This is a genomic window from Methylobacterium sp. XJLW (genome assembly GCF_003254375.1).
GTDB classification, from domain to species: Bacteria; Pseudomonadota; Alphaproteobacteria; order Rhizobiales; family Beijerinckiaceae; genus Methylobacterium; species Methylobacterium fujisawaense.
The window spans coordinates 4,435,951-4,460,152 of the sequence record NZ_CP016429.1; the positions used below are offsets into that span (position 1 = coordinate 4,435,951).

General features: G+C 64.7%; 24 protein-coding genes and 3 pseudogenes. 13 read left to right on the top strand and 14 right to left on the bottom strand.

Annotated features, from left to right (window positions below; translation table 11 throughout):
- Positions 1 to 42 precede the first annotated feature (42 nt).
- The 4 genes from A3862_RS20640 (at position 43) to sorB (ending at position 2,901) form a co-directional block, all read left to right on the top strand.
- Positions 43 to 531: an RNA polymerase sigma factor gene (locus tag A3862_RS20640; protein ID WP_111473932.1), complete on the top strand. Its 489-nt coding sequence runs from the start codon at positions 43 to 45 to the stop codon at positions 529 to 531.
- Positions 531 to 1,235 (top strand): anti-sigma factor family protein, encoded by a 705-nt coding sequence (locus A3862_RS20645; protein ID WP_111473933.1) that lies wholly within the window; start codon positions 531 to 533, stop codon positions 1,233 to 1,235. Before A3862_RS20640 ends, A3862_RS20645 begins: the two co-directional genes overlap by 1 nt.
- Positions 1,236 to 1,355: 120 nt before the next feature.
- On the top strand, positions 1,356 to 2,567 hold the full coding sequence (gene sorA, locus A3862_RS20650) for a SorA family sulfite dehydrogenase catalytic subunit (protein WP_111473934.1): 1,212 nt from the start codon (positions 1,356 to 1,358) through the stop codon (positions 2,565 to 2,567).
- A 13-nt stretch (positions 2,568 to 2,580) separates the two neighbouring features.
- The gene (gene sorB / locus A3862_RS20655) at positions 2,581 to 2,901 is read left to right on the top strand and encodes a SorB family sulfite dehydrogenase c-type cytochrome subunit (RefSeq protein ID WP_111473935.1); all 321 of its coding nucleotides are present in this window, start codon (positions 2,581 to 2,583) and stop codon (positions 2,899 to 2,901) included.
- Between the two features lie 45 nt (positions 2,902 to 2,946).
- On the opposite strand, the pseudogene A3862_RS20660 reads toward sorB, so the two are convergent.
- Together A3862_RS20660 and copM are read right to left on the bottom strand one after the other, a co-directional pair.
- Positions 2,947 to 4,385, bottom strand: a pseudogene (locus A3862_RS20660) (YncE family protein).
- A gap of 48 nt (positions 4,386 to 4,433) precedes the next feature.
- On the bottom strand, positions 4,434 to 4,832 hold the full coding sequence (gene copM, locus A3862_RS20665; RefSeq protein WP_111473936.1) for a CopM family metallochaperone: 399 nt from the start codon (positions 4,830 to 4,832) through the stop codon (positions 4,434 to 4,436).
- Between the two features lie 197 nt (positions 4,833 to 5,029).
- Here copM and A3862_RS20670 point away from each other — a divergent pair, with 197 nt between their 5' ends.
- From A3862_RS20670 to A3862_RS20680, 3 genes are all read left to right on the top strand, one after another.
- Positions 5,030 to 5,539 (top strand): RNA polymerase sigma factor, encoded by a 510-nt coding sequence (locus tag A3862_RS20670; RefSeq protein WP_111473937.1) that lies wholly within the window; start codon positions 5,030 to 5,032, stop codon positions 5,537 to 5,539.
- A complete protein-coding gene (locus A3862_RS20675) occupies positions 5,536 to 6,333 on the top strand; it encodes an anti-sigma factor family protein (RefSeq protein WP_111473938.1) in 798 nt (265 codons plus the stop codon). The genes A3862_RS20670 and A3862_RS20675 overlap by 4 nt, the downstream gene beginning before the upstream one ends.
- A gap of 84 nt (positions 6,334 to 6,417) precedes the next feature.
- Positions 6,418 to 7,302 carry a LysR family transcriptional regulator gene (locus A3862_RS20680; RefSeq protein WP_111473939.1) on the top strand — a complete coding sequence of 295 codons (885 nt, stop codon included), beginning with the start codon at positions 6,418 to 6,420 and terminating at the stop codon, positions 7,300 to 7,302.
- 13 nt (positions 7,303 to 7,315) lie between these two features.
- Here A3862_RS20680 and A3862_RS20685 read toward each other — a convergent pair whose 3' ends face one another.
- Both A3862_RS20685 and A3862_RS20690 read right to left on the bottom strand, forming a co-directional pair.
- On the bottom strand, positions 7,316 to 8,395 hold the full coding sequence (locus A3862_RS20685; RefSeq protein ID WP_111473940.1) for a molybdopterin-dependent oxidoreductase: 1,080 nt from the start codon (positions 8,393 to 8,395) through the stop codon (positions 7,316 to 7,318).
- 65 nt (positions 8,396 to 8,460) lie between these two features.
- On the bottom strand, positions 8,461 to 9,543 hold the full coding sequence (locus tag A3862_RS20690; protein WP_111473941.1) for a YeiH family protein: 1,083 nt from the start codon (positions 9,541 to 9,543) through the stop codon (positions 8,461 to 8,463).
- A 661-nt stretch (positions 9,544 to 10,204) separates the two neighbouring features.
- Here A3862_RS20690 and A3862_RS20695 point away from each other — a divergent pair.
- Positions 10,205 to 10,362: pseudogene (locus A3862_RS20695) on the top strand (IS6 family transposase); the annotation flags it as partial.
- Positions 10,363 to 10,512: 150 nt separating this feature from the next.
- On the opposite strand, the gene A3862_RS31135 reads toward A3862_RS20695, so the two are convergent.
- The 6 genes from A3862_RS31135 to A3862_RS20710 all read right to left on the bottom strand — a co-directional run bounded on the left by A3862_RS31135 (position 10,513) and on the right by A3862_RS20710 (position 16,737).
- Positions 10,513 to 11,415 carry a hypothetical protein gene (locus A3862_RS31135; RefSeq protein ID WP_124262994.1) on the bottom strand — a complete coding sequence of 301 codons (903 nt, stop codon included), beginning with the start codon at positions 11,413 to 11,415 and terminating at the stop codon, positions 10,513 to 10,515.
- On the bottom strand, positions 11,412 to 12,041 hold the full coding sequence (locus A3862_RS31140; RefSeq protein ID WP_124262995.1) for a hypothetical protein: 630 nt from the start codon (positions 12,039 to 12,041) through the stop codon (positions 11,412 to 11,414). Before A3862_RS31140 ends, A3862_RS31135 begins: the two co-directional genes overlap by 4 nt.
- Before the next feature lie 290 nt (positions 12,042 to 12,331).
- Complete coding sequence (locus A3862_RS31145; protein ID WP_124262996.1) at positions 12,332 to 13,378, bottom strand: hypothetical protein; 1,047 nt, start codon at positions 13,376 to 13,378, stop codon at positions 12,332 to 12,334.
- Between the two features lie 704 nt (positions 13,379 to 14,082).
- Positions 14,083 to 14,274, bottom strand: a complete 192-nt coding sequence (locus tag A3862_RS20700; protein WP_111473942.1) for a hypothetical protein — start codon at positions 14,272 to 14,274, stop codon at positions 14,083 to 14,085.
- A 21-nt stretch (positions 14,275 to 14,295) separates the two neighbouring features.
- Positions 14,296 to 15,633, bottom strand: coding sequence for an exodeoxyribonuclease VII large subunit (locus tag A3862_RS20705; RefSeq protein WP_236961411.1), 1,338 nt, complete (start codon positions 15,631 to 15,633; stop codon positions 14,296 to 14,298).
- 165 nt (positions 15,634 to 15,798) lie between these two features.
- Positions 15,799 to 16,737: a hypothetical protein gene (locus A3862_RS20710; protein ID WP_124262997.1), complete on the bottom strand. Its 939-nt coding sequence runs from the start codon at positions 16,735 to 16,737 to the stop codon at positions 15,799 to 15,801.
- Between the two features lie 323 nt (positions 16,738 to 17,060).
- Between A3862_RS20710 and A3862_RS20715 the strand changes: the two genes are divergently transcribed.
- Positions 17,061 to 17,660: a TetR/AcrR family transcriptional regulator gene (locus tag A3862_RS20715; protein WP_111473945.1), complete on the top strand. Its 600-nt coding sequence runs from the start codon at positions 17,061 to 17,063 to the stop codon at positions 17,658 to 17,660.
- A 76-nt stretch (positions 17,661 to 17,736) separates the two neighbouring features.
- Here the strand turns inward: A3862_RS20715 and A3862_RS32135 are convergent, their stop codons facing one another.
- The 4 genes and pseudogenes from A3862_RS32135 to A3862_RS20725 all read right to left on the bottom strand — a co-directional run bounded on the left by A3862_RS32135 (position 17,737) and on the right by A3862_RS20725 (position 20,855).
- Entirely contained in the window at positions 17,737 to 19,506 is a 1,770-nt protein-coding gene (locus A3862_RS32135; RefSeq protein ID WP_236961413.1) for a hypothetical protein, read from the bottom strand.
- A 194-nt stretch (positions 19,507 to 19,700) separates the two neighbouring features.
- Positions 19,701 to 20,015: a hypothetical protein gene (locus A3862_RS32140; RefSeq protein ID WP_236961415.1), complete on the bottom strand. Its 315-nt coding sequence runs from the start codon at positions 20,013 to 20,015 to the stop codon at positions 19,701 to 19,703.
- Between the two features lie 118 nt (positions 20,016 to 20,133).
- Positions 20,134 to 20,550 (bottom strand): annotated as a pseudogene (locus A3862_RS32630) (relaxase/mobilization nuclease domain-containing protein); the annotation flags it as partial.
- A complete protein-coding gene (locus tag A3862_RS20725; RefSeq protein ID WP_111473947.1) occupies positions 20,547 to 20,855 on the bottom strand; it encodes a plasmid mobilization protein in 309 nt (102 codons plus the stop codon). The pseudogene A3862_RS32630 and the gene A3862_RS20725, both read right to left, overlap by 4 nt.
- A gap of 622 nt (positions 20,856 to 21,477) precedes the next feature.
- Between A3862_RS20725 and A3862_RS31150 the strand changes: the two genes are divergently transcribed.
- The 4 genes from A3862_RS31150 (at position 21,478) to A3862_RS31155 (ending at position 24,030) form a co-directional block, all read left to right on the top strand.
- A complete protein-coding gene (locus tag A3862_RS31150; RefSeq protein WP_124262998.1) occupies positions 21,478 to 22,047 on the top strand; it encodes a hypothetical protein in 570 nt (189 codons plus the stop codon).
- 105 nt (positions 22,048 to 22,152) lie between these two features.
- A complete protein-coding gene (locus A3862_RS20735; protein ID WP_111473949.1) occupies positions 22,153 to 22,992 on the top strand; it encodes a hypothetical protein in 840 nt (279 codons plus the stop codon).
- Positions 22,979 to 23,437: a hypothetical protein gene (locus tag A3862_RS20740; protein WP_111473950.1), complete on the top strand. Its 459-nt coding sequence runs from the start codon at positions 22,979 to 22,981 to the stop codon at positions 23,435 to 23,437. Before A3862_RS20735 ends, A3862_RS20740 begins: the two co-directional genes overlap by 14 nt.
- Positions 23,438 to 23,586: 149 nt before the next feature.
- The gene (locus A3862_RS31155) at positions 23,587 to 24,030 is read left to right on the top strand and encodes a hypothetical protein (protein ID WP_124262999.1); all 444 of its coding nucleotides are present in this window, start codon (positions 23,587 to 23,589) and stop codon (positions 24,028 to 24,030) included.
- Positions 24,031 to 24,202: the final 172 nt, after the last annotated feature.

Consider the following 24,202-nt stretch of genomic DNA (forward strand, 5'->3'; position numbering starts at 1 on the left):
GTATCGTTGTGCTATGGAGTGCGGGGAGGATAACACCTCAGAATGCGGTCCATCGGTCAGCACCTCGTCGACGCATGGCCGCGCCTGTATCGCTACGCGTTGACCCTAACGCGCGAGCCCGACGCCGCACGCGACTTGATGCAACAGAGCGCTCTCAAGGCGCTCTCCACGCGGACGACTCCCCGTGAGCCACGGGCGGCCCGCGCCTACCTGTTCCAGATCGTGCGCCACGCCTGGATCGACCGGATCCGCCGTTCCCGCATCCGCAACGAGGACGATCTCCTCGATTGGCCCGACGAGGGGTTCGACGACCGCCTGATCGAGGCCATCGCCGTGCGCCAAGCCTTTACCGCCCTCGATACACCCTGCCGATCTGTCGTGACCTGCGTGGACGTCGAAGGCTTGAGCTACCAGGAGACCGCCGAACGGCTCGGTATTCCCATCGGCACGGTCATGAGCCGGCTGCACAGGGCGAGGAGGATCATGCTGCACCGGATCGCCGGGCCATCGGAGGGGAGTGAGGTGTCGTGATGCGCTGGGAGACCCTCAATGCCTATGTCGATGGGGAGCTTGATGCGCAGAGCCGGCACGAGGTCGCGGAGTCGCTGGCCCGGGACCCGGTCCTGGCCGCGCGGGTCGCGACCTTGACCCAGCTGAAGCGGGGCGTGAAGGCAGCGGTCGTGCGGCCCCGGCGCGCCCCGATCGCCCGCGCCTCCCTCGGATGGGCCTGCGCCGCGGCCTTGGCCGTCCTCGTCGGCGCCGGGTGGCTGGTGATGGCGTCCCGGCCCCCGGCCGACCCCGCGCGCGCCGCCTTCGCCGCCTGGAGCGCGGCGGGCTCGCCCGCGAATGACGTGCGGCTCGCGGGCGGCTTCCCTGGCTTCCCCCTCGATCTCGGGGCGGCAGGCTTCCGCTTGGTTTACCTGTCCCCGGACGACGGTCCAGCCGGTCGCCTCGCCGGGTACGAGGGGCGCCATGGCTGTCGGCTGGCCCTCTGGAGCGGACCGGCGCCTGCCCAGGCCGGCCTCGCAATCGCGGAAGGCAGCCGCGACCTGCGTCTGGCCCGCTGGGACAGCGAGGGGCGCCACTACGTCCTCCTGTCCGAGACGGTGCCGACCGAGCGGTTCGCCCTGCTGGCCGAGGCGGCCGTGCTGCTTACTGCGCCGGACATGACCGACCGCCTGCGCATCGCCCTGGACCGCGCCACCGGCCTCCTGGAGCGCCCCTGCGCCGGGTGAGTGGCGAGAACGGAATTTATTTCGATCCGCCGCGAATAGACCGGGGGCGACGTGCGTCTCCTCCTCCGCACAGCTCGGGCCCGGTCACCGGAGCCACGCGCGGACGGGGAGGACTTTCGGATGCTCGATAGACGGGATCTCATCAGGCGCGCGGGCCTCACGGCCCTGGCGGGATTCGGCGGCGGCAGCTTCGCTCCGCTGCGGGCGCTCGCGGGAAACACGGCCGCGCTGCCCTTCGGCAACGGCGAACGGCCCCTGGTGGCCTATCCGGGCAAGCGCCCTCTGCTCCAGATGACCGCGCGCCCGCCGCAGCTTGAGACTCCGTTCTCGGTATTCGACGAGGGCGCGATCACGCCCAACGACGCGTTCTTCGTCCGCTACCACCTCGCCGACATCCCGACCGAAATCGATCCCGAGACCTACCGGGTCGCGATCAAGGGGCATGTCGAGAGGGAGATCTCGCTCTCGCTCGCCGACTTGAAGGCCATGCCGACGACGGAGATCGTCGCGGTCAACCAATGCTCGGGCAACTCTCGCGGCTTCTTCGAACCGCGCATGGCCGGGGGGCAGCTCGCCAACGGTGCCATGGGTTGCGCCCGCTGGACCGGCGTGCCGCTCAAGGCGGTGCTCGACAAGGCCGGGGTGAAGGCGGGCGCCGTCGAGGTCGCCTTCACCGGCCTCGACGGACCGGTGATCCCGGAAACGCCGGACTTCGCCAAGTCATTGAAGCTCGACCACGCTCGCGACGGGCAGGTGATGCTCGCCTGGGGCATGAACGGGCAGGACCTGCCCTGGCTCAACGGCTATCCGCTGCGCCTCGTCGTGCCGGGCTTCTACGGCACCTATTGGGTCAAGCACCTGGAGAGCATCAGCGTGCTCGACAAGCCCTTCGACGGCTTCTGGATGCAAAAGGCCTATCGCATCCCCGACAACGACTGCGCCTGCACGCAACCCGGCAAGGCGGCGGACAAGACTGTGCCGATCAACCGGTTCACCGTGCGCTCCTTCCTCACCAACCTGGCCGACGGGGCGGACGTGAAGGCCGGGCGCACGCCCTTGCGCGGTATCGCCTTCGACGGGGGCTCCGGGATCAAGTCGGTGGCGGTCTCGACCGATGACGGCAAGACCTGGACGGAGGCGCAACTCGGGCAGGATCTTGGCCCCTACGCCTTCCGGCCTTGGACCCTCGGCGTGGACCTGTCGCCGGGCGCGCACGCGATCCGGGTACGGGCCACGGGCAACGACGGGGTGAGCCAGCCGATGGAGCCGCGCTGGAACCCGGCCGGGTACCTGCGCAACGTGGTCGAAACCACTCGCGTGCGCGCGGCCTGAGGGAGTGTCGAGAATGACCCGCATCACCCTCGCCCTGACGGCGGCCCTCGCCCTCGCGGCCGGCACAGCCCTCGCCGCGCCGAAATCCTACGAGGTACCGGAGCCGACCGCGACCCTACGGGCGCCGAAGGCCGGCACGCACGCGGAGGGCTTCGAGGCGGCCCAGGCGAACTGCCTCGTCTGCCATTCGGTGGACTACATCGCCATGCAACCGCCGGGCAAAGGCGCGGCCTTTTGGGAGTCCGAGGTGACCAAGATGGTCAAGGTCTACCACGCGCCGATCGACGAGGGGCAGGCCAAGGCCATCGCCGCCTACCTCACCGACACGTACTGAGGCGTGCCACGGGGGGGGGGGCGGCCCGACGACCGCCCCCATCCGTCACTTGAGCGCCTGCGTCTGGACTGTCGCGCCGGTCTCGCCGGGCTTGCCCTCGACGATGATGAGGCTGCGCCGCGCGGCCTCGTTCGCGTTCTGCGTGACCTGCCGGATCGGGCCGATGGCGTTGACGATGGCCGCACCCGCCGGGTTCGTCATGAAGGCCGCGAGAGGCTCCAGGGGCCCTGCGCCCTTCGGATCGGCCGAAAGGGCCAGGACATAGGGCTTCTTCGGCGTGAGGCCGGTCACCGCTGCTTGCAAGGTCTGCAACACGCCCTGATCGAACAGCGTGACTTGCGTGGCGGCCTTACCGTCCGACCCGGCGAGCGTGAGCGTGCTCGATTGGCCCGCCGCGCCGAGCGGCTGGAGGTTCGGCGCGCCGGCCCCCTCCGGCACCGCCTCGGGAACGTAGGCGACGCCCTGCGGCCCCTGGCCGATCGGGATCGTGGCGATGACCGCGTTGCTGCCCGTGTCGATCACCGCGACTGCATCGGCGTTCTCCAGGCCGACATAGATCCGCGTTCCATCGCCCGAGGGCCAGAGACCGTGGGGGAGCGCGCCGGTGGGAATGGTCGCGACCTGCGAGAAGTCGTCGGTGCGGAACACCTTCACATGGTTCAGGCCGCCGATCGTCACGTAGGCGAACTGCCCGGCCTTCGTGCGCACGATGTTGACGTGGTTGGTGATCGGGCCCGTCTCGATGGTCTTGAGCGCCTTGAAGGGCGGCGTGGCCTCGAACACCTGGACGCGGCCGACGTCCTTGAGGGTAAACCACACCTGCTTGCCATCGGGCGTCGCCGCGATGTCGGGGCAGAACGGGCTCTCCTGCTTGATCCGCCCGACGATCTCGCGGCTCTTCACGTCGATGGCGACCGTCTCGGGCTGAAGCTGGAGCAGACGTAGCCGTAACGCCCGTCGGGCGAGAAGATCGTCATGCCCGGCCCGTTCGGCACCGTGATCCGGCCCGTCTCCTTGCCGGTCCCCGCATCGAGGATCGCGACGTAGTCCTCGCCCCGCACGCTCACCCAGACTTCGCGACCGTCCGGCGTGAAGAACGCCTCGTGCGGCGAACGGCCGACATAGGTCGTGTGGCGCACCGTGTTGGTGGCGGTGTCGATGAAGCTGACCGAATTCGAGCCGATCGAGACGGCGAGCAGGGTCTTGCGGTCGGGAGAGAAGCCCATCCCATGGACGAGAAGCTGGCCGCGATAGAGCGGGCTCAGGTTGGCGGGCGTCGTGTCGCCGAGGCGGATCACACCGAGGAGCTTGTTGGCGGCGGGATCGATCACCGAGACCGTGTTGGAGAACTGGTCCGAGGTATAGAACCGGTCGCGGGGGCCGACCGGCACGTCCGGCGCCGAGGCGGGCCCGGGCGCCTGACCCGCGAGGGCGGTTCCGCCGAGGAAGGCGAGCAGCAGGGCCGCCGGAATGACGTGTCGCATCGTGAGGTCTCTTCGCGCTGACAAGTGGGAAGGTGAGCGGCGATCCGCTCAGTGATGGTGATGGGCCGGCATCCGCTGCGGCGTGGCTTGCGCGACCGGCCGCTCGGCCAGGGCGCGGCGCATGACCTCGATCTCCTGCGCCTGCTCGACGATGATGCCCTGCGCGAGCCGGCGCAGGACCGGATCGCGGCCATAGGCGAGTTCGGCCTTCGCCATCTCGATCGCGCCCTGATGGTGTGGGATCATCATCGCGGCGAAGTCCCGGTCGGGGTCGCCGGACGGCGCCACCGCCATATCCGCGTGCATCTGCGCCATCGATTGGGCCATCATCGCATCGAAGCCGCCGGGAGCGGTCTCCGCATGCCCGGCGCGCATCATCATGCCGCCACTCAGGACGCCTCCGGCCATGAGCAGGGTGATGAGGATCGCCGTCGGTGCTCCGCGCATGATGTCTCCCACAGGGTCGAGGTCACGCGGGGAGAGATGCAGGCGGGGCCGGGATATTCCCCGACGCATCGTCGTGAACCGATCACGGATGCGTGATCGGAATTCGAGGTCGAATCCCGGAATAAATCGGGCGCTTCCGGCATCTCTCGTCTGGGTGGTGGCGTGAGCACTGCCATCGACCCGATCCGGAGACCGCCTTGGACGACCTCGCCGTCCTGATCGAACCGCAGATACCGGCCCTCCGCCGCTATGCGACCGCGCTGCTGCGTCAGCGCGAGGCGGCCGACGACCTCGTCCAGGACACGCTGGAACGGGCGATCCGCGCATGGCCGCAGCGCCGCGAGGGCGACCTGCGCGCATGGCTGTTCGCGATCCTGCGCAACCGCTACCTCGAAGGCGTCCGCCGCCGCCGGGGCATCGAGGTCGGCGTGGAGGCGCTGGACACGATCGCCGACGCGGGGACCGATCCCGAAGCGGCCTTGGGCGCGCGGGACGTGCTCAATGGGATCGCCGCACTGCCGGAGGAACAGCGATCCGTCCTGCTCCTCGTCGCGGTCGAGGACATGTCCTATGCCGAGGTCGCCGCCGTGCTCGCGGTCCCCGTCGGCACGGTGATGTCGCGCCTCAGCCGGGCACGGGGCCGGATGCGAACCTTTCTCGATCTGGCCCCCACGATCGTCACCGGGCATCTGCGGAGGGTGAAATGACCGCGTCCGACCCGCGTCCCATCGGCGAGGACGATCTGCACGCCTTCGTGGATGGACGGCTCGATCCGGGCCGCCGCGCTAGCGTCGAGGCGTGGCTCGCCGCGCATCCGGAGGCGGCTGCGCGGGTCGCCGCCGATCGGGAGGTGCGGGACCGCCTGCGGGCGCGGCTCGCGCCCGTGGCGGAGGAGCCGATCCCTGCCCGCTTGCGCATCGCCAACCTTGCGACCCCGCACCGGATGCGCATCTCGCACTGGTGGACGAACGCGGCGGCGGCGGCGCTCCTGCTCGCCCTCGGCGGCGCATCCGGGTGGGTCGGGCGCGGCGCCGTGCCGGGTCCAGGCGCGCCCGCCGAACCGATGACCCAGGCGGCCGTCTCCGCCTTCCGCACCTACGTGGTCGAGGCCGCCCATCCGGTCGAGGTTCGCGCCGACGGCTCGTCGGACCTCGTGCAGTGGCTCACCGCGCGACTGGGGCGGCCTGTCACCGTGCCGGACCTGCGGACGCAGGGTTTCCGGCTGATGGGCGGCCGCCTGCTCCCCGCCGGAGACGAGCCGGCGGCCATGCTGATGTACGATGACGACCGGGGAACCCGTTTGACCCTCTACAGCCGGGCCGGGCCGACCGGTGGGCGCGGCGTGTTTCGCTATGCCCGCGCGGACGACGTGGCGGCCTTCTCGTGGATCGACGCGGGCATGTCCTACGTGGTGACCGCCCGCACGGACGAAGCGCGGCTGCTCCGGGTCGCCCAGGCGGTCGATGCGCAGGTCTCGGGCCAACGCGAAGGCGCGCGGTGACGCGCGCGTCCAGTGTGCATAGAGACGCGACGGTTCCGCCTTACCTCCCCTCGTCAGCCCAGGCCCTTCTGAGCCCGAGACGCCATGACCCTCGACCAGTTGCGGATCTTCGTGGAGGTGGCCGAGCGCCAGCATGTCACGCGGGCGGCCGATGCGTTGAATCTCGTCCAGTCGGCGGTTAGTGCCGCCATCAACGCGCTGGAGACCCGGCACGCCGTCAAGCTGTTCCACAGAGTCGGCCGTGGCATCGAACTGACCGAAGCAGGAAGCGTCTTTCTCGGTGAAGCTCGCGCCGTGCTCGCCCGCGCCCAGGCGGCCGAACTGGTGCTGGCGGACCTTAGCGACCTGCGGCGCGGCACATTGACCATCCAGGCGAGCCAGACCATCGCCAGCCACTGGCTCCCCCTGCATCTCGTCGCCTTCCGGGCGGCCTACCCGGACATCGTCCTGCGTCTCGGCATCGGGAACACTGCGGAGGCGGCCGAAGCGGTGCGGGCGGGGACGGCGGAACTCGCTTTCGTGGAAGGCGCGATCGACGACGCCAGCCTGGGGAGCACGCCGATCGCCAAGGACCGGCTGGTGCTCGTGGTCTCGGCCGGCCACCCCCTGGCCGGATGCGCACGGCCGGAACCAGCCGACCTCGCTTCGGCCTCCTGGGTGCTGCGGGAGCCCGGATCGGGCACGCGCTCCGCCTTCGAGGCGGCGCTCGTTGCTTTGGGCATCGCGCCGGATACCCTCGCCGTCGCCCTGGAACTGCCGTCGAACGAGGCCGTCCTCGCCGCCGTCGTCGCGGGGGCCGGCGCGAGCGTGCTCTCTGAAGCGGTCGTCGGGCCCTCGCTGCGAACCGGCGCACTCGTCGCCGTGCCCCTCGCCCTGCCGACGCGGACCTTCCAGGTCCTGCGCCACAAGGAGCGTTACCGCAGTCGCGCCGCCGACACACTGCTCGCCCTAATTCACGCCGCCCCGTGACCGGCTGCGCGACTCAGGCGACCTCGACCCGCACACGGTGCCACGAGGCGCTGAGGTAGCCCTTGAAGTTCCACGTGTGGTCCGGCAGCGCCGGCTGGGTCTGCCCGGCCGAGTCCCAGGCGCGCACCGCGAGTTCGTGTTCGCCGGGTGGAAGGTCCAGCACGATCTCCCAGAACGTCCAGGCGAAGGGCGCGCCGGCCTCGTGTTCCAGCGTGGCCTGGCGCCAGGAGCGCCCGCCGTCGCCCGAGACATCGACCCGCACGACCGCCCGGTCTCCAGCGATCGCGTACCCACGGACGGGGGTCTCCCCCGCTCCGAGCCGAGCCCCGCGCGGGGGCTCGCAGATCGCCGCGTTGAGCGGCATCGTCTCGATGGTGTGGCCTTCGGCAGGATCGGCGGTCTCGGCCGTCACGTCCGGCGGGAACAGCTTGTAGTCGTCGGCTTGCATCGGGTTGTCCGACGGATGGTCCTGCACCGTGATGCGCCGCAGCCATTTCGGGCTGCGCACCCCCGCGAAGCCCGGCACGACGGCACGGGCCGGGAAGCCGTGCTCGGGCAGCAGCGGTGCCCCGTTCATCGCAAAGGCCAGCAGCGTCTCGTCGGCGAGCGCCTTGGCGAGGGGAATGGAGACGCCGTAGGGCCGGCCCTCGACCACGTCGTGGCTTTCGAAGGCCACGTGGAGATCCGCTTCCGGCGTCACCCCTGCCGCTCGCAGGACGTCGCCGAGGCGGACGCCCGTCCAGTCCGCCGTCCCGATGGCGCCAGCGTCCCAGGGATCGCCCGAGACCGGGGCGACGGCCCGCATATCGGCACGGCGGTTGCCGGCGCACTGCATCGTGGCCGTGACGGTCGCCTCGGGAAAAAGCGCCCGCAGATCGGCCAGTGACAGATCGAGGGGGCCGAGACCCTCGCCGTCGACGGACAGGCGCCATGTGGCAGCGTCGATCTCCGGCAGGTCGCCGTGGGAGCGCACGTAGAAGTCACCCGCGGGGGTCCGGTAACTAGCCCGCAGGCGGGATAGCGGCGGCTCGGCGTTGTAGGGGTGCTCCCCATGAACGATCAGGCGCGCCATGCGCTCAGCCAAGCTCGACATCGGGTGTTCCTCTCGAAGACGATTGGGGTCCAACGCGCTGTGACGCGGCCAGTGGCGGGCTGCCGTCAGGCGATGCCGAGCAGGCGGATCAGCCCGAGGCTCACGGCCGTCAGGGCGGCCAGCGAGGCGACGACCGCCAGGGTGACGCGGGGTCCCGCCTTGACGACGCTGCGCACGTCGACCCCGAGGCCGAGGGCCGCCATCGATACGATGGTCAGCGCGTTCGCCGTCGCGGCCATGGGGTGCACAGCCGCTTCGGGAAGGAGCCCCGCCGAGCGGAGACCTGCCAGCGTCAGGAAGGCGAGGATGAACCACGGCACCAGCCGGTGCAGCGGCATCCGGCTCGAGGCGGGGCGCTCCCCTTCCGTCGGGGACGATGCGGCCGAGTCCGCCTCTCGCCGCAGCCGGCTCGCGCCCAGCGAGAGAGCCAGGACCACCGGCCCGAGCATCAGCACGCGGACCAGCTTGACCAGGGTTCCGACCTGGACGCTGAGAGCCGCCACCGGAGCCGTAGCAGCCAACACCTGCGGTACGGCATAGACCGTGAGTCCCGCGAGCACGCCGTACTGCATCGGCGAGAGCCCGAGCAGCGGCACGAGCAGCGGCAGGCCGAGCACGACGAGGACTCCGAGCACGGCGGTGAACGCGATGGACGAGGCGACGTCGTCGCCATCCGCGCCGATCACCGGGGCCGCCGCCGCGATCGCCGAGTTCCCACAGATCGAGTTACCGCAGGCGACGAGGATGGCGAGGCGCGGGGCCAGCCCGAGCGCCCGGCCAATGCCGTAGCTTCCGGCAATGGCGAGAGTCACCACCCCTGCGATGCCGATGAGCAGTCCGGGCCCCGCCGCAAGCAGCGTACCCAGGCTCAGCGAGGCGCCGAGCAGGACGACGGCGATCTCCAAGACGGTCTTGGCGCCGAACGCGATACCGCGAACGAAGCGCGGCCCCGGGCTCCAGGCTGTGCGGACGGCCGTGCCCAACACGATGGCGAGGACGAGTGCCTCCAGCCAAGCCCGGCCAAAAAGATGCGCCTCGATCACCTCCAGAGCGAGGGCGGCGCCTGTCACCGCGAGGCACAGGATCAGGCCGGGCAGGACGGGGCCCAGGGCACGCTTGCGCGACGTGAAGAAGGTTGTTGCGGACATGGTGCGGATACATCGTGAGCTGGATTTGCCACGATCATGGCCGCGGCCAATCGTTCATTCCAACGGAACGTATCGAACGTTTTGATCGAATTATCGGATGACTCGGGAGCGATCGGCGAACCTCGGTCATCCGCACGGAGACGGCGACATCGATCCAGTGAGAGAGTTCGCGGCAGCTCTGCAGATCGTGATTATCGAGTTTCCAACGTCGACGAGCGAAGCGTCAAGACGAACTTATATTGCCCGGCCAGTCGCCAATAGGCCGGGCAGGCGCTGTTGGAGAGACGTCCGATTTTCTGAAATTACCTTATCAGAGCAGACGGACTGCTTCCGGCCAGTTCCGGTCCCGCGCCAAGCGTTCCGGAATGGCTGGGTTGGGTGGTTTTCCGCTAGTCTGCTCCGGGCAGCGTATGCATCAGAGCGGACGTGAACGCGGGGACCGCTCACGACTCAACTCGAACATCGGTCCTAGCAGATTCAATGTCGGGTATCCCGTCGGATTTCCGACGCTGCTCAGCTATGCCCTCGAAGCGGAAGTGGCCATTGTGATGCATGTTGAGGGACGGGCAGCATAGGGGCGCGTCGTAAATGCGATCGCACCGGCGCTTACTCCGCATTGACCCTACAGCCTGCACGGCGCCTTCCGGTGCGGAGACCGTCCATGATTCTGTCTGCCATCGCTGCCAAGCTCAAACAGCGTTCCAAGGGCGACTTGAAGGGGCGGCCCTACGAGGGCGTGCTATCCCGCCTAGCTTCCGTGACATCGAGGAGCTGTTCCTAGAACAGGGCGTCGAGATCGATCACCGCACCCCGAATCGCTGAGTTCTGGCCTATGCCCCATGATCGAAGAGCGGCTGCGCACGTCCCGTATGCCGAAAAAATCGAAGCAAGAGTGAACTTATGATGGTAGATGTTGCTTCCCCAAAAAAGTTCCAGTCAAACTAGCGGTCCGATTTATCAAAGATAAAATTATAACTTTGCGAGCTTTCTTGCTAAATCCCGGACAAATACAAGCTCATTTATCCGTGGCCCAGTTGCTCTTGCCCTATTTTTATGGCGTAAACGAGATATCCAAAACAATAATAGACTCCAATCTATCAGGTTTCCTCGTACTCGGAGATTGTTCCACATCGGTGTCCGGCGCATCATATTTATTCTTTTAAGATACGATGCCTCAAACGTTTCGAATAGACTATTTTGAAGCCTATTCAATTCCGCCTTTGTCGGCGCCCTATCGAGGCCCCGTATTGATTGTTCATTGCGTGTCATCTGACCATCAATGATCAACGCTGCTGCAAATTCATCGGTGAGTTCAATCATCGCGACCGCTGCATGGCCTCTTCCTTCAACTTGCGAAGGCATAAGTCGGATCTGCTCGTTAGCCTCCCCAGATGCGCTTGCTGCTGGTATCAAGCGTCGCGCGAGAGAGACCGTTTGTGACGCCGTTTCAGGCCATGGGATTTTAAAAAGGTCGATAAAATCGCGAGATTCTAAGTTAACGTTGGTGGATATCTGAGCACCGGACGCATCAAGACGGACTTTCACTCGACCAAGGGCAGACCCAATCGACGCCCATTGTACAGCCTGCATGACTGTTTTTGGCAGACCATAGCGAAACTGAAGCAATTCAACACAAATCTCCAGGCCGAGCTCAATTTGATCAGTCACAAAAGCCAGCTCAGCAGCTCTAACCAAAGCGAATTGTCTGTCATTTGGTGCAATATTTGTATCAAATTCAGGCTCCGCATAATCACTGGCTGGTGCCATGGATGCAATGAGAGTAGGTAGAGCTCTAGCAACATTGCGCTCGAACTCAATGACCCGTCTTACTTGGACAGGATCCCAATTTTCTGTTCCAGGCAACCGCATCATTTGAGCTCTGAAATCAAATTTGATATAGTCTGAGGCTGACGAAAGTTTGAATTTTTTCGAGCGCGCGATCCATGTCCATCCGACCAACTTGCAGGCAGAAGGTTTGACTCCACCTTCTGGACCCACTGAATTTGATTGGTTGGAACAACAATCTTTGCAGCTATTTCGCCCTCATAATGAAATTGATAAAAATCTGCAAATATGTTGAGATCACGAACCTCGTCAGCAATCCCCATAACGTCAGCTGCTATTTGCGGCGCAGTAATAACCCAGCAGCGATAAAGGTAGCCAAACGTGCTGCCCCAATCAGTAGCAAATTCCAGTGCAGTGCGATAAGCAGGGTAAGTTGCGGTTGGAACAGATGACCCAATGAATTCTCGGCATCCCGCACTGAGAGATATATATGGGCTGGTAGCACCAACCGCGCCGTAGTCATTTACGTGGCTGTCGAGAGCCATAAGATTAAGGGCTTGTTGAGCCGCAATGTTAGCTCGGTTGACTGGCATACTCGCGTTCACACGTAGCCAGTTACTTTGGATTCCAGTGTCATTCATTACAGAAAGAGCCTCGGTATCTCCAAAGCTCGGCCCGCCTCTAATTCCTTTGATGCACCAGTTAATTTGCATGCTTTAGCCTCAAATTATGAATTAATGCCGGAGACATTATTTGTGCGCCAACATCGAGATGCGTCTCTTTCAGATTTCATTGATCAGGTTGGTTTTGACCCGTCGTATTTTTCATTCCCTTGCTGGATGTGGCCGCGCTTGTTTGTAAAATAATTGGATGAAAGGCACATCGCTCAGGTTGCTGTTGACCCTCATCGGACAATGGCGATGCCAGCTCACGGGAACGTGACTTGGGCCAATACCAACCCGAAGTCACAGCAAGCCGGCGCCGGTACTTTAGGGCTTGCAGCCTACTCAGACTTATCCTTAGGCGGCAACTGCTTGCCGAGTTCCTCAATGTAGCTGAACAACCACTGCGAAAACTTTGGATCCCAAATGCCGTTATGGCCTGACAAAATTTCGGCATTCGTGCGCACCACCATGAACGGGTTGTGGGCGAAGCCCTGCGTCCGTCGGAGGCATACATCATCCTTATGGAAACTCTCGGTGAGCGCTGCGACCCGATATATTCCTTCGCAGGATGATGAGCTGCCCCTTGTAAGCTTATGGGTCTCAAAATCAGCGTAGTTGCCCAGTGTGCTGACCTCTTTGCCCGCCGTCTTCCAAGCTAACCATTGGCCGAGCGGAAAAGCGTATCTGGTTGACCAGTCGTTGTTAGTGGCGATCGTGAGCAGAACTGGCTTCTGTTGAGGCGCGAACTTCTCCTCCAAACGATTAAAGCTTGCAAGCGGTGTGAAGTAGACGGCCTCAAACGCAGGGTTGAGGAAAATTGCCGTTTGGGAAATGCTTTCTATTTGCTTGTATATGCCTCCAGGCCGGCCGGGATGAGCCTTTTGCGTTGCCACTAAGGCACTCTGTGCTGTGGATGCCATCAGTATGCGTGCGCCGAAGCTGTGGCCAATTGTTATGAAGCGGCCTCCAGGCTTACTTCTGGCAATGATTTCACTTGCTGCGCTTATGAAGCTTGTGACGTTTCCTGAGGCAGCGATCCGGTCAGCAACACTCCCTTTCTGCCAGAAATCCAAATAGTGCCAGAGTGGGATGTTGCTATTAGCGTTCCAGCTAACGTAAAGCCCTGTTACCTGCCTTTCCGGATTGACCTCCGCAAGACCAGAGATAAGCTTCTTGAATTCAAATAAATCCCCCGCGTTTGGATCCGCGCCATGATGCCAACCGTGAATGTACAGCACTACAAACTTCGGCCGGGCCATCTCCCTTGACCCAGGCTTAACAGCAACGTTGAAGTCATTATTAGGCTCGACATCCCTGTCCCAGTTTAGCTCGTAAAAAGCATCGGTGACTTGGCACCTGTCTTCAAATTCTCCAAGATCAGTCATCTGAATTATCTTAACGACGCCGGATGTCCCGTCACGAACGAGTTTCCTAGGATCGCCGGGCTTACCTTCTAGTAGACATCTACGATACTCAGGGCTTGGGCCGCTGGTTGCATAGATGTAAACGGGACGTACAAAGTAGAGTGAAAATGCTAATATCAGGAAGCCCAACCCGACACTGCCGCCCCTTGAGCGCACTGGATGTCCCTCCTCGCCGCCTCTGCCTCAACTTATTATTTATGTCGCAGCTCGTGCAACATAACAAATGCGCCTAGCGCAAGCTTCTGATCAGAACCTGGAAAACTCCGCATTCGAGGGGCAAGCCACAACCTCCGCTCGCCACCCCGAACCAAAGTAGCCGTACCGCTGACAAACGACCGCTTTTGGGGAACGCCGACAATGGTCGCGACGGCTGGGTTAGGTCGCAATCAGACCGTCCGCTTCTGTGATAGCTCGTTTCTAAACTGAACGGCGGCTTACGACCGTCATCATCTGCTCTGGAGAGAGCATGTACGGCCTGGCGACTCCAGGAGGCTAATCCAATTACAGCTACAGCTTGGTTTACGGTAGAGGTATAGAGGCCCTTTCGGGGTTTGGATCGGTACCCATGCCTTTCCCGAGGCGGCTTAGGCGACCGGCGTCGCGGATGTGTTCCCTCAGGCGCCACCGCCGATGCGATGACATCGGCGGTGACCCGGATCCTCAAGCTATGCCGACCGGCGGCGTAGGTCAGCGATCCGGGCGTTCAGCACGGCGCGCAACTCTTGCACCTCGACATAAGCGGCCTCGGCCTTCTCGAAGGCGGCCAATCCATCCTTTTGGATTTCCTGGGTCAGCGCCTCGATGCGCCGAACGGCAGTCAGGAAGCTTGGCGTCTCGGGTGAGCGGGTCTTGGACATGGTCAATCTCCTGGTCGCAGATCAGTTGTATGTGACGAAGGTCGGCACGACCCGGACGAAGACTGTCCCGTCGCGGAAGTGCAGGAACAGCGGCATGTGGGACTTGAGCTCGCGATAGCGCTCGATGACGAGGCCGGTGTCGGCCGCCGTCACCAGCGCCCAACCCGGCTCCCGGGCCGGGTCGTCGTCATCCCCATCGCCGAAGCCGAGCACCTCGATGGGAGCGGCATATGGCTTGATCTCGGCCGTCGCGCCGGTTGCCATGTCCGACGCTGCAGCGAGGCCAGTCAGCAGGCTGCGCTCCACGCCCCGATTCAGCTGCCGCAGCCGCCGATCGGCGAGTTCCGCGAGATCGCCCAGGCTCGCGGCGAAGCCCTGCAAGGCCCCCGCCAGGGAGATGCGCCCAGCCGCCTCCAGATCGTCCGCGAGGGCGGCGTCGAACGTCGCGAGCGCGCGCTCGGCTCGTACGCCGGTGGCCTCGACAAGCCGGCGCACCAGTATCGCCGCGGCTGTCGGGGTCGGCTCCGATCGCGCCGCGACCACATCCAGGGCGGTGAGCGGCGTCCCGGCATGGCCAAGCCCGGCGATGACGTTCGGAGCCTCGGTGGCCGCGCGCACCGTCGCGTAGGCGTTGAGGGCCTGGAACCCCTCGACCGGACCGCCGCCCCGGCAGACCAGGGTTGCCGACAGGCCGTGCTCGCGGTGCAACTCGTCCGCTCGAGCGAACGCCTCGCCCAACGAACGCTCCGCCGACGGTCCCTCGAACATCGCGCAGATCCGGTGGAGCCGGATCAGGCCGCTGTCCTCCAACGGACGCAGGACATGCTCGACGTCTCGAAAGGCATCGCCGAACTCGGCGGCGATCAGCGCGATGTGGCGCGGATCCTCGGGCTCCTCCCAGGTCCCCGGGCCTAAGCGGCGCCCCTCGCGCCTCAGGCGCTGCAGCGTCCGCTCGCGCTCGATCTCGCCCTCGACCGGCACCGCGCCGACCGAGATCACGGCGATGACCCTGGCCTGAACCCCAGCCCCGCGCCCGTAGCGCTGACGCAGGCTGGTTTGTAGCCGGAGCACGACGGTCCTGTTGATTAAGGCCGCCGGATCGAGGGCGTCGCCGATCGCATCCTGGCAAGCGGCGAGGTCGGCTGCGGCGAGCCGAACCTTGAGCCGGGGCGGCTCGAGGCTACCGCTTGGAACTGCCTCGCCGAGCAGCAACTGGTGTCCGTCGGACCCGAGGGGCTCGATGGTCAGGACGGTGGCCCGGACCGTGTGCTCGCCGCGCAGGCGCTGCCGCAGCCAGCCGAGCAGATCGCGCAGCTCGCGGATCTCGTTGGTAGGCCTGGCCGACTGTGCATCGTCCAACGGGATGGGGGGAGGATGGACATCCCCCGGGGGAGCGGAGGGGTCAGGTCCCCCCCGGGTCGTATGGAAGAATCTGTGGTGTCGCATGGTGTCTTTCGCTTAGCTCGGGATGGGGGCGGTGATCCGGCGGCCAGCATGCGGGCGGCCGGACCGTCGAGGGTGGCGTCAGTCGAACAGCGGCCCCTGCTTGCCGCGCGGCGACTTCGCCTTGCGCTTGGGCTTGGGGATTGCCTCGATCAGCTCGGCGATCGCATTGAGCCGCGCCCGGTCGGCCAGCCGCAGCTCCTGCCGGAGGATGCCGGCCAGGAAGGTCAGGATCTCGTCCGGGTGATCGAAACACCGGTGGGCCAAGCCGTCGAGCAGCGTCGGCGACGAAGCGCGGCGCGTGATCACCGGCACCGGCAGGACGGCGACCTGACGCATCAGCCCATCCTCCGAGAGTTCGCGGAACGCGATCCCGGAGCCAGGATCCACGACCACCACATCCAACGAGCCCCACTCGTACTGATCGATGGCGCAATCGAACGCGTGCCGGAGCGCAGCAACCGAGCCCAGCTTCTCGAACGCGACGGGATGTCGGATCAGCTCGATGGCGCCCTGATCCCACCAATGGGCGAGGGCATCGACGAGCGGATGCGGTGCGCCGTCATCCGGCTCGATCAGGAACACCCGCCGGAGCCGACGTGGGATCGGCAGGTCGTGCTGCCGAACCCACAGATAGTCAGCTTCCAGGCCATCCCGGACCGCAGCGTCCTGCTCGGCCCATCCCGTCAGGAAGGCGTCCCGCACGAAGCCGGCGACCTCCGCGGTGAGGTTGCCCAGCGGCTCGGCCGTGACGGTGACCGTCAGCTCGTGTTCGCCGAAGATGGCACTGGGATCGAGCAGGATGCCGGTCGCGTCCTGGATCTGGCGGATGAGGTCGCCGGAGAGGAAGGCGTGAAGCCGTCCGGTACGGTCGGGATCGACGGGTTGGAGTTCGAAGACGAGGCCGTCTGTGCGCCGGCGCGGGCACTCGACCCGTGCGCGCACCTTCAAGCCCGACGGCTCGTGCGGGCAGCCGGGCTCGTTCGCGTCAGCGAGCGCGTCATGATCTGTATCTGTCATTTGTGGTGTCCATCATCAGGGGAAGGGGCGAAGGCGCCTCACCGACCGTCCCGCGAGCGCTGTCCGAGCGCCGCGTTCTGCCGTCCCCGTCCTCCTTGGGCTTTTGGGGCGAAGGGCCTTCGCCTGCTCCGTTCCGCTTGACCCCATCCCTCCGCTCCCGCGGCCGCAGAGGCCCGGGAGCGCGTCATCTGTTCCTCTCTCGTGATGTCCGGAGGTCGCCGGATGTCGATCGGCGACCGATTAACTGAGCGATCGCTCATTTTTTCACGTGCCGACGCTCGGCGACGGCTTATTGAATGAGCGATCGCTCATAAAATAGTAGAATGCCGATGGCCCGCGGACGCCCTTGGAGCTTCGATCGAAAGCAGGCCCTGCATCAGTCGATGATGCTGTTCTGGGAACGCGGATATAGCGCCACCCCGCTCAGCGCTCTGCAGGCCGCCATGGGCATCGCCCATCCCCAGAGCTTCCGCTCAGCGTTCAAATCAAAGCAGAAGCTGTTCGAAGCCGCGCTCGGCTCGTACTGGGAAAGCTATCTCCAACCCGTATTGGCGTCTCTCGACGCAGACGAACCCATCGAGGCGTTCCAGACCCTATTTGCGGAAGCTGCCCAGCTTTACACTCACTGGTCCCCGGCGCGGGGCTGTCTGATCCTGACCAGCTCGGTGAACCTCAGGACGGACGATGACGAGGTTGGCTTGCTGATCGCGGAGTACCGGCGGCGGATCGAGCGCGCGATCGAGGACCGTCTGTCCCGCGCAGTGGATGACGAGCATCTCCGGCCGATGCAGAAGGCCGCTTTGGCCGAGCTCTGCTTTACCATCCTCTATGGCATGGCCCTGCGAGCTCAGTCTGGCGCCGGCTGCGACGATCTTCTGGGCGGGACGAAGGCGGCGATCGCGCCGTTTGAGGACACGATCTGATTGATGAGCGTCCGCTCATCTTTCCGGGAGTTTCGAGACGCGTCGGTTCCGGATGGCGGATGCCGCCTTGCTCCGTCTACCTCTCGTTGCCGTTCCCGTTACCGCGTTTAGTCCCGCGCTTCTCGTTCGCCTTTGCCTTGCCAGAGGCTCGGACTGGCGGAGGCAGCACGACCGCTAGGGCCGGCACCAGGATTGACTTCGGTTTGATGGTCTTCTCGCGTTTTCGGGCGGCTTTCTCCACTTCCAGGCACATCTCCGGAGAAGCGCGGTCGAATGCCCAGCAGCTGTCCTCTGCGTCACCGCGGAAGGCGTGGGCTGCCGCGCGACGGCCGTATCCGGGCCAGACATGACGACCGATCCTCGGCACCGTCGGAGCGCAGGCGGTGATCAACTCAGCCACCGCCTGCTCGCCGTGCCCGGTACCGCGTAAACGGCGGGCGATCAGGGTGTCGATCCGGGAGGGATCGGGCCAGCGCCCCTGCCAGCGTGCGAGAAGGTCTGCCCGGTGCGCCCAGTAGACCGGGGCGTCGGCGTGCTGCTCCGCGCTGTCCGATCGCGAACCGCGACCGAGTTGTGAGGCCGCCCCGAGACCGTAACGTCGGGCGAACATGCCGATCCAGAGCGCGAGCCGCTGGCCGAGCTTCTGGCAAATCACTCCGGTCGCGGTGAGAATCTGCGCATAGACACGGCGAGTGCTCCCGTCCGCGTTCGGGACAGCGGTATCCGGGTGATCGGGATCGTCGATCCGCAGGCCGTAGGGGCAACGGGCGACCCCGAGGCTGAAGCGGAGATCCTCGCTCACCTTGGCCAGGGCTGCCAGTTCGTAGGGCCTACCCTCGTTCGGCGTCGTCAGTACGACTTCGTGGCTCCCGTCGCTTTTGTCGAGGACGAGGGCTGGTGCAAAACCGGAGGCGACCAAGTCGTCGACTTGCGATTTAGCGAGGCCGGAGAGCACCACATGGTGCCGGTTTGTGGAGATCGGGCTGAGATGGACTGTTGCCCCGGGCCCGCCCGCTCGCTCCATCGCTTTCCAGCCCATCGCGATCTCGGCCATCGGACGCGGCGTCAGTTGCATCAACCGGTCGGGATCCTGAGCGAGAACCTCGTCGCCTTTTCCACGAACCCGCGGCGAGCGCCGCTCGGCCACGACCCGGTAGAGGTCGGCTTGAAGAGCCGCATGGTACAGCCCGAGAAGTCCAATCAAGTTCGCGCCGTGGCTCGGCTGGCGGATCGGTGCCAAGCGCGGCAACGGCTGACCTGCGCTCATCGCGAGACTGCGCGCGCTCGGGGCGGCGCGAGGAGCCGGCCCAACAACAGCACTCTTCAGCAGTGGGGCGAGGTTGAGCATCAGATAGGCGGCATCGTAAGCACTCCGCGCAGAACTCGCCGCCATTTCCTGGCGCCTTGCGAGGCCGAAGAGGGCCGGGTCGGTACCGGGAGCCGGTCGCAGTGAATGCGAGACTGCATCGGCGCTCTGGTTGTCACGGCTGGGCTGATGACCGACGCCCTCCGATCTCGGCTGAAATGCGCCCAGGCGCTTCTCCAGGCGGGTTCGGCTGGCCGCCCGGCACGTCGAGGCCTTCACCGTGATCCCGTCCACAACGATGACCGCGCCTGATCCTCTCGCCTCGTAGATGATCCGGTGCTCATCGAGTGCCGCGTGCAAGTCGGCCCACGACGACGCCTTCGTCGCGATAGGGCCGACCACCTCAATCACCCACCGCGCGGCGCTTTCTTCACCGCGGTAGATCTCGGCTCGTGCGGCGCCGGCAGGCAACGCGTCGCCCGGCCCGATGCTTCTGGCGGGCACCAATTCCGTCCCCTGCGCGCGATGGGCGAGACGCATGCGCATCTCGGCCAAACGTCGGGCTGTGAGGGCCGCGACCGTGTCGGCCGGGGTAGTCGATCGGTCATCCCGAGCCGCTGCAGTCTCCTCGGGGAGTTCGAGCCGAGATCCCTCTTGCAGGGATGGGATCCGCGGCCAGGCATTAGACTCGGACGCCGCTGCCCGGCGCAGTCTGATGGCTGCGAGGGCGCGGGCTAATCGGGAGTGAGCCTTGCCCGCGCGAGAACGGGATGGATCTCGCCGACCTGCTGGCGCAGCACCGTGAGGTCGCCCGCCTGTCTCTGTTGTTCTACCGACATTGCCTGCAACAGCTCCATGATCTGCTTGAGCCGGCTCGACGCCCGGTCCTGGCCATCGATGATCGTCCCGATCGGATCGGCCTCGTCGCTCCCCTCTCGGATGATCTCCAAGAGCTTGATCGTGTTGCTGTGGGCCCCGTGCGCCTCGTAGGCCGCGATATGGGCGTAGTCCGGGGGCGGTCCGCCCTTCGGTCCTGTACCGGTCGACATGTTGCTCTCCTATGCTGCGGTCCTCGAAGACCTCGTGGTGCGCGCCGGGCTCTCGTTGCCAGCCCTGGACGTGCTCGATCCGGGCGACGGCGCGCCCGATAGCTCGGTGAAAGAAGGCGACCCGCGTCGGCTTGTTCGCGTCGGGCGCGACACGCGAGATCAGCGCGTGGACATGCGCGTTCCCGGACGCGCCGAGATGCTGGGTCCAGAGAACCTGATGGCCGCGCAGGCCGGTCTCCTCCAGCAGGATCGCGAGCGCTTGTTCGATCTGGCGGACCGTAGGCTGTTCGCCCGCCCGCCACGACAGCACGAGATGCTCGAGCGGGCTGCGGGCGGTGGGTGCCCCCATCGCGGTGGCGACCAGCTCGGCGACCTGGTCCGAGCGGACGTCGGTAATCAAGTTGAGCTGACCGCGAGCCATGACGTCGCCGCGTTCCTCGGCGTTGGCGTCGCGGTCGATATAGGCGGCGAGCTGTGTTACCTGCCGGACGACCGACGCGTCATCGCGGCGCTTTGGCATGCGTTTGCCGATCATGACGGCACGGCCAGATGCGCGATGGCGGAGCGAATATCCCGGAGTACGAGGCGCCCGGTCTCGGCCATGTGCAGCGTGCGGATGGCGATCTTGGCGAGCCCTCCCAGCCGCCGCAGCTCGCGGATCAGATCGGCATCGACACGGGCGGTGATGTGAAGCCCGAGCAGCCGTCGTCGCGTCAGCTCGGCGAGCGTGATGCCGGCGGCTACGGCTTCGGCCTGCAGCCGTTCGTGCTCCTCCGGCGTGAGCCGGATGTTGACCTGCTTCGTCAGGATGCGCGTCTCGGTTCCGCGTTGGCCGGGCACGTCTGGGGGCCTTTCGGGCTGTCTTCGAGGAGGTTCTGGGATGGGGGGTCGGGGGCTCGCCCCGACAGGTGAGCGGGTGTGAGAAGCGCGAGCGCCGAATGGCTGCGTCTCCTCGCTAGCTGCGCCCGGCTTGGCCGGCGGCGCGGATAGCGAGGGGCATCCTGCCCCGTCGTTCCTTCCGGGAAATACGGCGTCCAGCCGCAATCTCCCCTGCCGAACGATCTGCATTTTGTCCTGTCATTTTGGTTGACCTTTTCCTGCGTTGTTCCCGGCACCGCGGAGGATGCTTTTCTGGCACTGCCGCCGCACTGCACCACCGACGGCAAAAATCCAGATCATCTCATGATCATATGGTCAGCTTTTAAGCGCATCCGGGATGCCTCATAACAACGGCATCCGCGTGTGGCTGTGAATCGCCAAGCGCCGCGCCGCCAGAAGCAGGGATATCGAGTAATTCGAACCTGTCTAGCGATTCACTGCTTTTCGATGGAATATTTTTTTTTGGAAATGCTCTTGTGTGAATCGCTACAACTGATCAGCCTGTTTCAGGGCAGCGAACATAGGGTTAACGCCGCCCCGGCGCCGGCGACGGAATCGTCGGCAACAACAGGATGTGGAAACCATGACGCGAGACAAAATACCGATCGACGAAACGCATGCGGCGCAGGTGGAGGCGCAGCTTGCTCGCCTTCAGGCCACCGGACCGGCACCACGCAAAACATGGACGCGGCAAGCCCTGGTGGAGCGGATGGCAGCGACGGTGACGTCCCTTCGGGCAGCAGGCTTCAGCCTCGATGAGATCGCCGACGCAATGTCGTACAACGGCGTCAAGTACTCACCCGAGGTGTTGTCGTCGTACCTGTCGCGGCTCAAGCACGCCGGCAATGGCATCGCTTCGAGAACGCAACCCAAGAAGGCTTCGAGGAAGCCGTTGCCCACGCTGGCGGCAGCGACCAACCGCACGACGTCACCACCACAGGATACGACACGGGATATCGACAAAGGTGACAATGATGTTGTCAGCCTCGTCGCACCCGAAACACCGACGGCCAACATCCAAGTCGACAACGATCCAGTACTCGTGGAAACGAACGATCAGGATCCGGCGCCGCCGAAGTCTGTCGGCGCGGCAACACCGAAGATCGGGAAAGCCTGGCTGACCGCCGCAGCCGATCGTCGCGCTCCGGGCTGAGCCCGACACGACGCCGACCTCCGATCACCAATCAAGCGGCTTCAAGGCAGCGCGTCACCGCGCGCGTGCCCCCTTGCTTACGCCCGCATCACAAGGAACATGACAATGACAAAGCAACTCTACGACGGCCCATCCCCACTCTACACGCCAGAGAAAATCGAAGAATTGCGCACCAAATTACTCGACTCGACGGCCGAGCGTGCACTGATCATCGTACTCGGCGGCAAGGGTGGCGTCGGCAAAACGAACTGCGCCATGCAGATGGCGGATTTTCTAGCTTCGCTTGGCCCACTTCTGACGATCGACGCCGATCCGGCAAATGGACACTTCTACCGAGCCTTCACGCAAGAGGGGCCGGGCGGTCAGCGCGAACCGAGCCGTGCTGGAATCCGACCGATCCAACATCGCTTGCGCGCGGAAGATCATACAGGCCGCATCGATCTCACGGCGTGCCAGGACATGTTGGCCGTAATTGGCGAGGCGCCAGAGCGGTTCGTCGTCGTCGACTTCCCGGCAGGCGACACCGATACGACGCAACGCTGCGCTGAGATCATCGTCGAGGAATGCCGCGAAAACAAAATCCGGCTCATCGTAGCCGTGATCGTCGGTCCGGTCGACCCGACACCGCTCAAAGTTCTACCTAGCCTCCTGCCCCTGCTGCGCGACTGCGATCGCCCGGTTCTCGCCAAAAACACGCACACCGGCTTGAATTTCGAGTACCTTGAGTCATCGGAGATCTATCGGCAGTTGCAGGCGTTGCCGGGCATCCGCATCACCGAGATCGAGCCGATCGGAGAACGGATCACCGAGGCGCTGCGCGTTCACAACGTGCCCTGGGATGTCCTCGCCACCGCGACGCCAATGCGCATCCGCGTCGAGGCGCGGCGCCTTCGCCGCAACTTCCACAACATGTGGCTGGAGGCGATCGCGCATGACGCCGTTTAAGAAGTTCATGCTCCAGGCCCAGGGCCGGGATCCAGATCTGGAAGAAAAGCTTCAAGGGGAGAGATTTCGCAATCTCGATCGATACTTCCAGATTGTCTTCGGCCGAGGTCTCCGACCGAACGAACGCCGGCTGGTCGAGAGCATCGCTACCGCGCTCAACACTACCGTGGACGACGAATATGTCATGCAAATTTTCGTGGCAGGGCGGGGCTTGGTGGCGAGCCACAAGCTTGCCGAGGAGGTTTCTGCCGTAAAAGAAGTCCTCGTCCAGGCTAACGACCAGCAGGCGAAGCTCTACGCCAAGCAAACGACTCGAGATTCCTATCTGATCTGGGCGTGTGTTGTTCTCGTGTTTGCCTGTCTCGCATCGAACGCTTGGACCGCTCATAATTTGCGGCTTGTCTCGAACCGCGTGGACGTCATCGGCAGCGCCACCAAGCACTGAGCGAGTAATGCGAAGCGATCAATTGCAAGGGAGAGGCGCCAAGTTTCAACAAGCGCCTCTCCTGCGACGCCGATCAACCGTCTTAGAGCAGGTGCGGAATGCCCCGGTCAAACGATACGCGCAGGGTCGATACCGACGATTGCGCTGCTGTGACTCATTTGGAAGCCGTCGTACCCGTCGGAAACCAGGAACCTAGACAATATGATTGTGCTGTCACGGTCGATGCACCACCGCCTGCGTTAGTCGAGACCGCCGATATCGCAGGGATCTTCGCACGATCTCAGGCAGCCCTCGATCGCGCTTCCGTTCAAGGCACGTACAGTTGCGCCGAGCAATGCCTGGAGCAGGTGTGGTCCAGGGTAAGGCAGCGCTGGACGCTGATCGAGATGGGACTTGGCGGCGCCGAGGCGGATACGCTCAGCCGTCAAACGTTACGCTACGAGGTCGCGCTCACTGACGCTTGGCAGCGGTTCGAAGGACACCCGGAAGAGCGCGAAGCACTGATGGCGATGTATGCCTCGCTGGTCGCACATATGGCTTGGCCTGAAGGGTTCGCGCGTTACGATCTGCTCAAAGCCTTCCTGCTAGAATAAAACCGCCCAATCCACCGCGGATACGGCGAAGATCGAAACAGCGGGATCCCGACATTAAGCCTACTGCGCGCGTATCGCGGACGTCCAGCACGGCCCAGGTTAAGGCCTAAAATGACCCTTTTCTGCCATCCGGAAGGTCTGCTTGCTGGCGACTCGGTTAGCCTCGAATGCC

What these genes read in the sequence shown, in the direction of transcription:
- A3862_RS32140 (WP_236961415.1), bottom strand. Translation starts at nt 20,015, where the DNA reads ATGTCGACCGGTACAGGACCGAAGGGCGGACCGCCCCCGGACTACGCC.
- A3862_RS31145 (WP_124262996.1), bottom strand. Translation starts at nt 13,378, where the DNA reads ATGACTGATCTTGGAGAATTTGAAGACAGGTGCCAAGTCACCGATGCT.
- copM (WP_111473936.1), bottom strand. Translation starts at nt 4,832, where the DNA reads ATGCGCGGAGCACCGACGGCGATCCTCATCACCCTGCTCATGGCCGGA.
- A3862_RS20700 (WP_111473942.1), bottom strand. Translation starts at nt 14,274, where the DNA reads ATGTCCAAGACCCGCTCACCCGAGACGCCAAGCTTCCTGACTGCCGTT.
- A3862_RS32135 (WP_236961413.1), bottom strand. Translation starts at nt 19,506, where the DNA reads ATGCGTCTCGCCCATCGCGCGCAGGGGACGGAATTGGTGCCCGCCAGA.
- A3862_RS20680 (WP_111473939.1), top strand. Translation starts at nt 6,418, where the DNA reads ATGACCCTCGACCAGTTGCGGATCTTCGTGGAGGTGGCCGAGCGCCAG.
- A3862_RS20685 (WP_111473940.1), bottom strand. Translation starts at nt 8,395, where the DNA reads ATGTCGAGCTTGGCTGAGCGCATGGCGCGCCTGATCGTTCATGGGGAG.
- A3862_RS20740 (WP_111473950.1), top strand. Translation starts at nt 22,979, where the DNA reads ATGACGCCGTTTAAGAAGTTCATGCTCCAGGCCCAGGGCCGGGATCCA.
- A3862_RS31150 (WP_124262998.1), top strand. Translation starts at nt 21,478, where the DNA reads ATGACGCGAGACAAAATACCGATCGACGAAACGCATGCGGCGCAGGTG.
- A3862_RS31135 (WP_124262994.1), bottom strand. Translation starts at nt 11,415, where the DNA reads ATGATGCGGTTGCCTGGAACAGAAAATTGGGATCCTGTCCAAGTAAGA.
- A3862_RS20710 (WP_124262997.1), bottom strand. Translation starts at nt 16,737, where the DNA reads ATGACAGATACAGATCATGACGCGCTCGCTGACGCGAACGAGCCCGGC.
- A3862_RS20690 (WP_111473941.1), bottom strand. Translation starts at nt 9,543, where the DNA reads ATGTCCGCAACAACCTTCTTCACGTCGCGCAAGCGTGCCCTGGGCCCC.
- A3862_RS20735 (WP_111473949.1), top strand. Translation starts at nt 22,153, where the DNA reads ATGACAAAGCAACTCTACGACGGCCCATCCCCACTCTACACGCCAGAG.
- A3862_RS20675 (WP_111473938.1), top strand. Translation starts at nt 5,536, where the DNA reads ATGACCGCGTCCGACCCGCGTCCCATCGGCGAGGACGATCTGCACGCC.
- sorB (WP_111473935.1), top strand. Translation starts at nt 2,581, where the DNA reads ATGACCCGCATCACCCTCGCCCTGACGGCGGCCCTCGCCCTCGCGGCC.
- A3862_RS20640 (WP_111473932.1), top strand. Translation starts at nt 43, where the DNA reads ATGCGGTCCATCGGTCAGCACCTCGTCGACGCATGGCCGCGCCTGTAT.
- sorA (WP_111473934.1), top strand. Translation starts at nt 1,356, where the DNA reads ATGCTCGATAGACGGGATCTCATCAGGCGCGCGGGCCTCACGGCCCTG.
- A3862_RS20715 (WP_111473945.1), top strand. Translation starts at nt 17,061, where the DNA reads ATGCCGATGGCCCGCGGACGCCCTTGGAGCTTCGATCGAAAGCAGGCC.
- A3862_RS31140 (WP_124262995.1), bottom strand. Translation starts at nt 12,041, where the DNA reads ATGCAAATTAACTGGTGCATCAAAGGAATTAGAGGCGGGCCGAGCTTT.
- A3862_RS20645 (WP_111473933.1), top strand. Translation starts at nt 531, where the DNA reads ATGCGCTGGGAGACCCTCAATGCCTATGTCGATGGGGAGCTTGATGCG.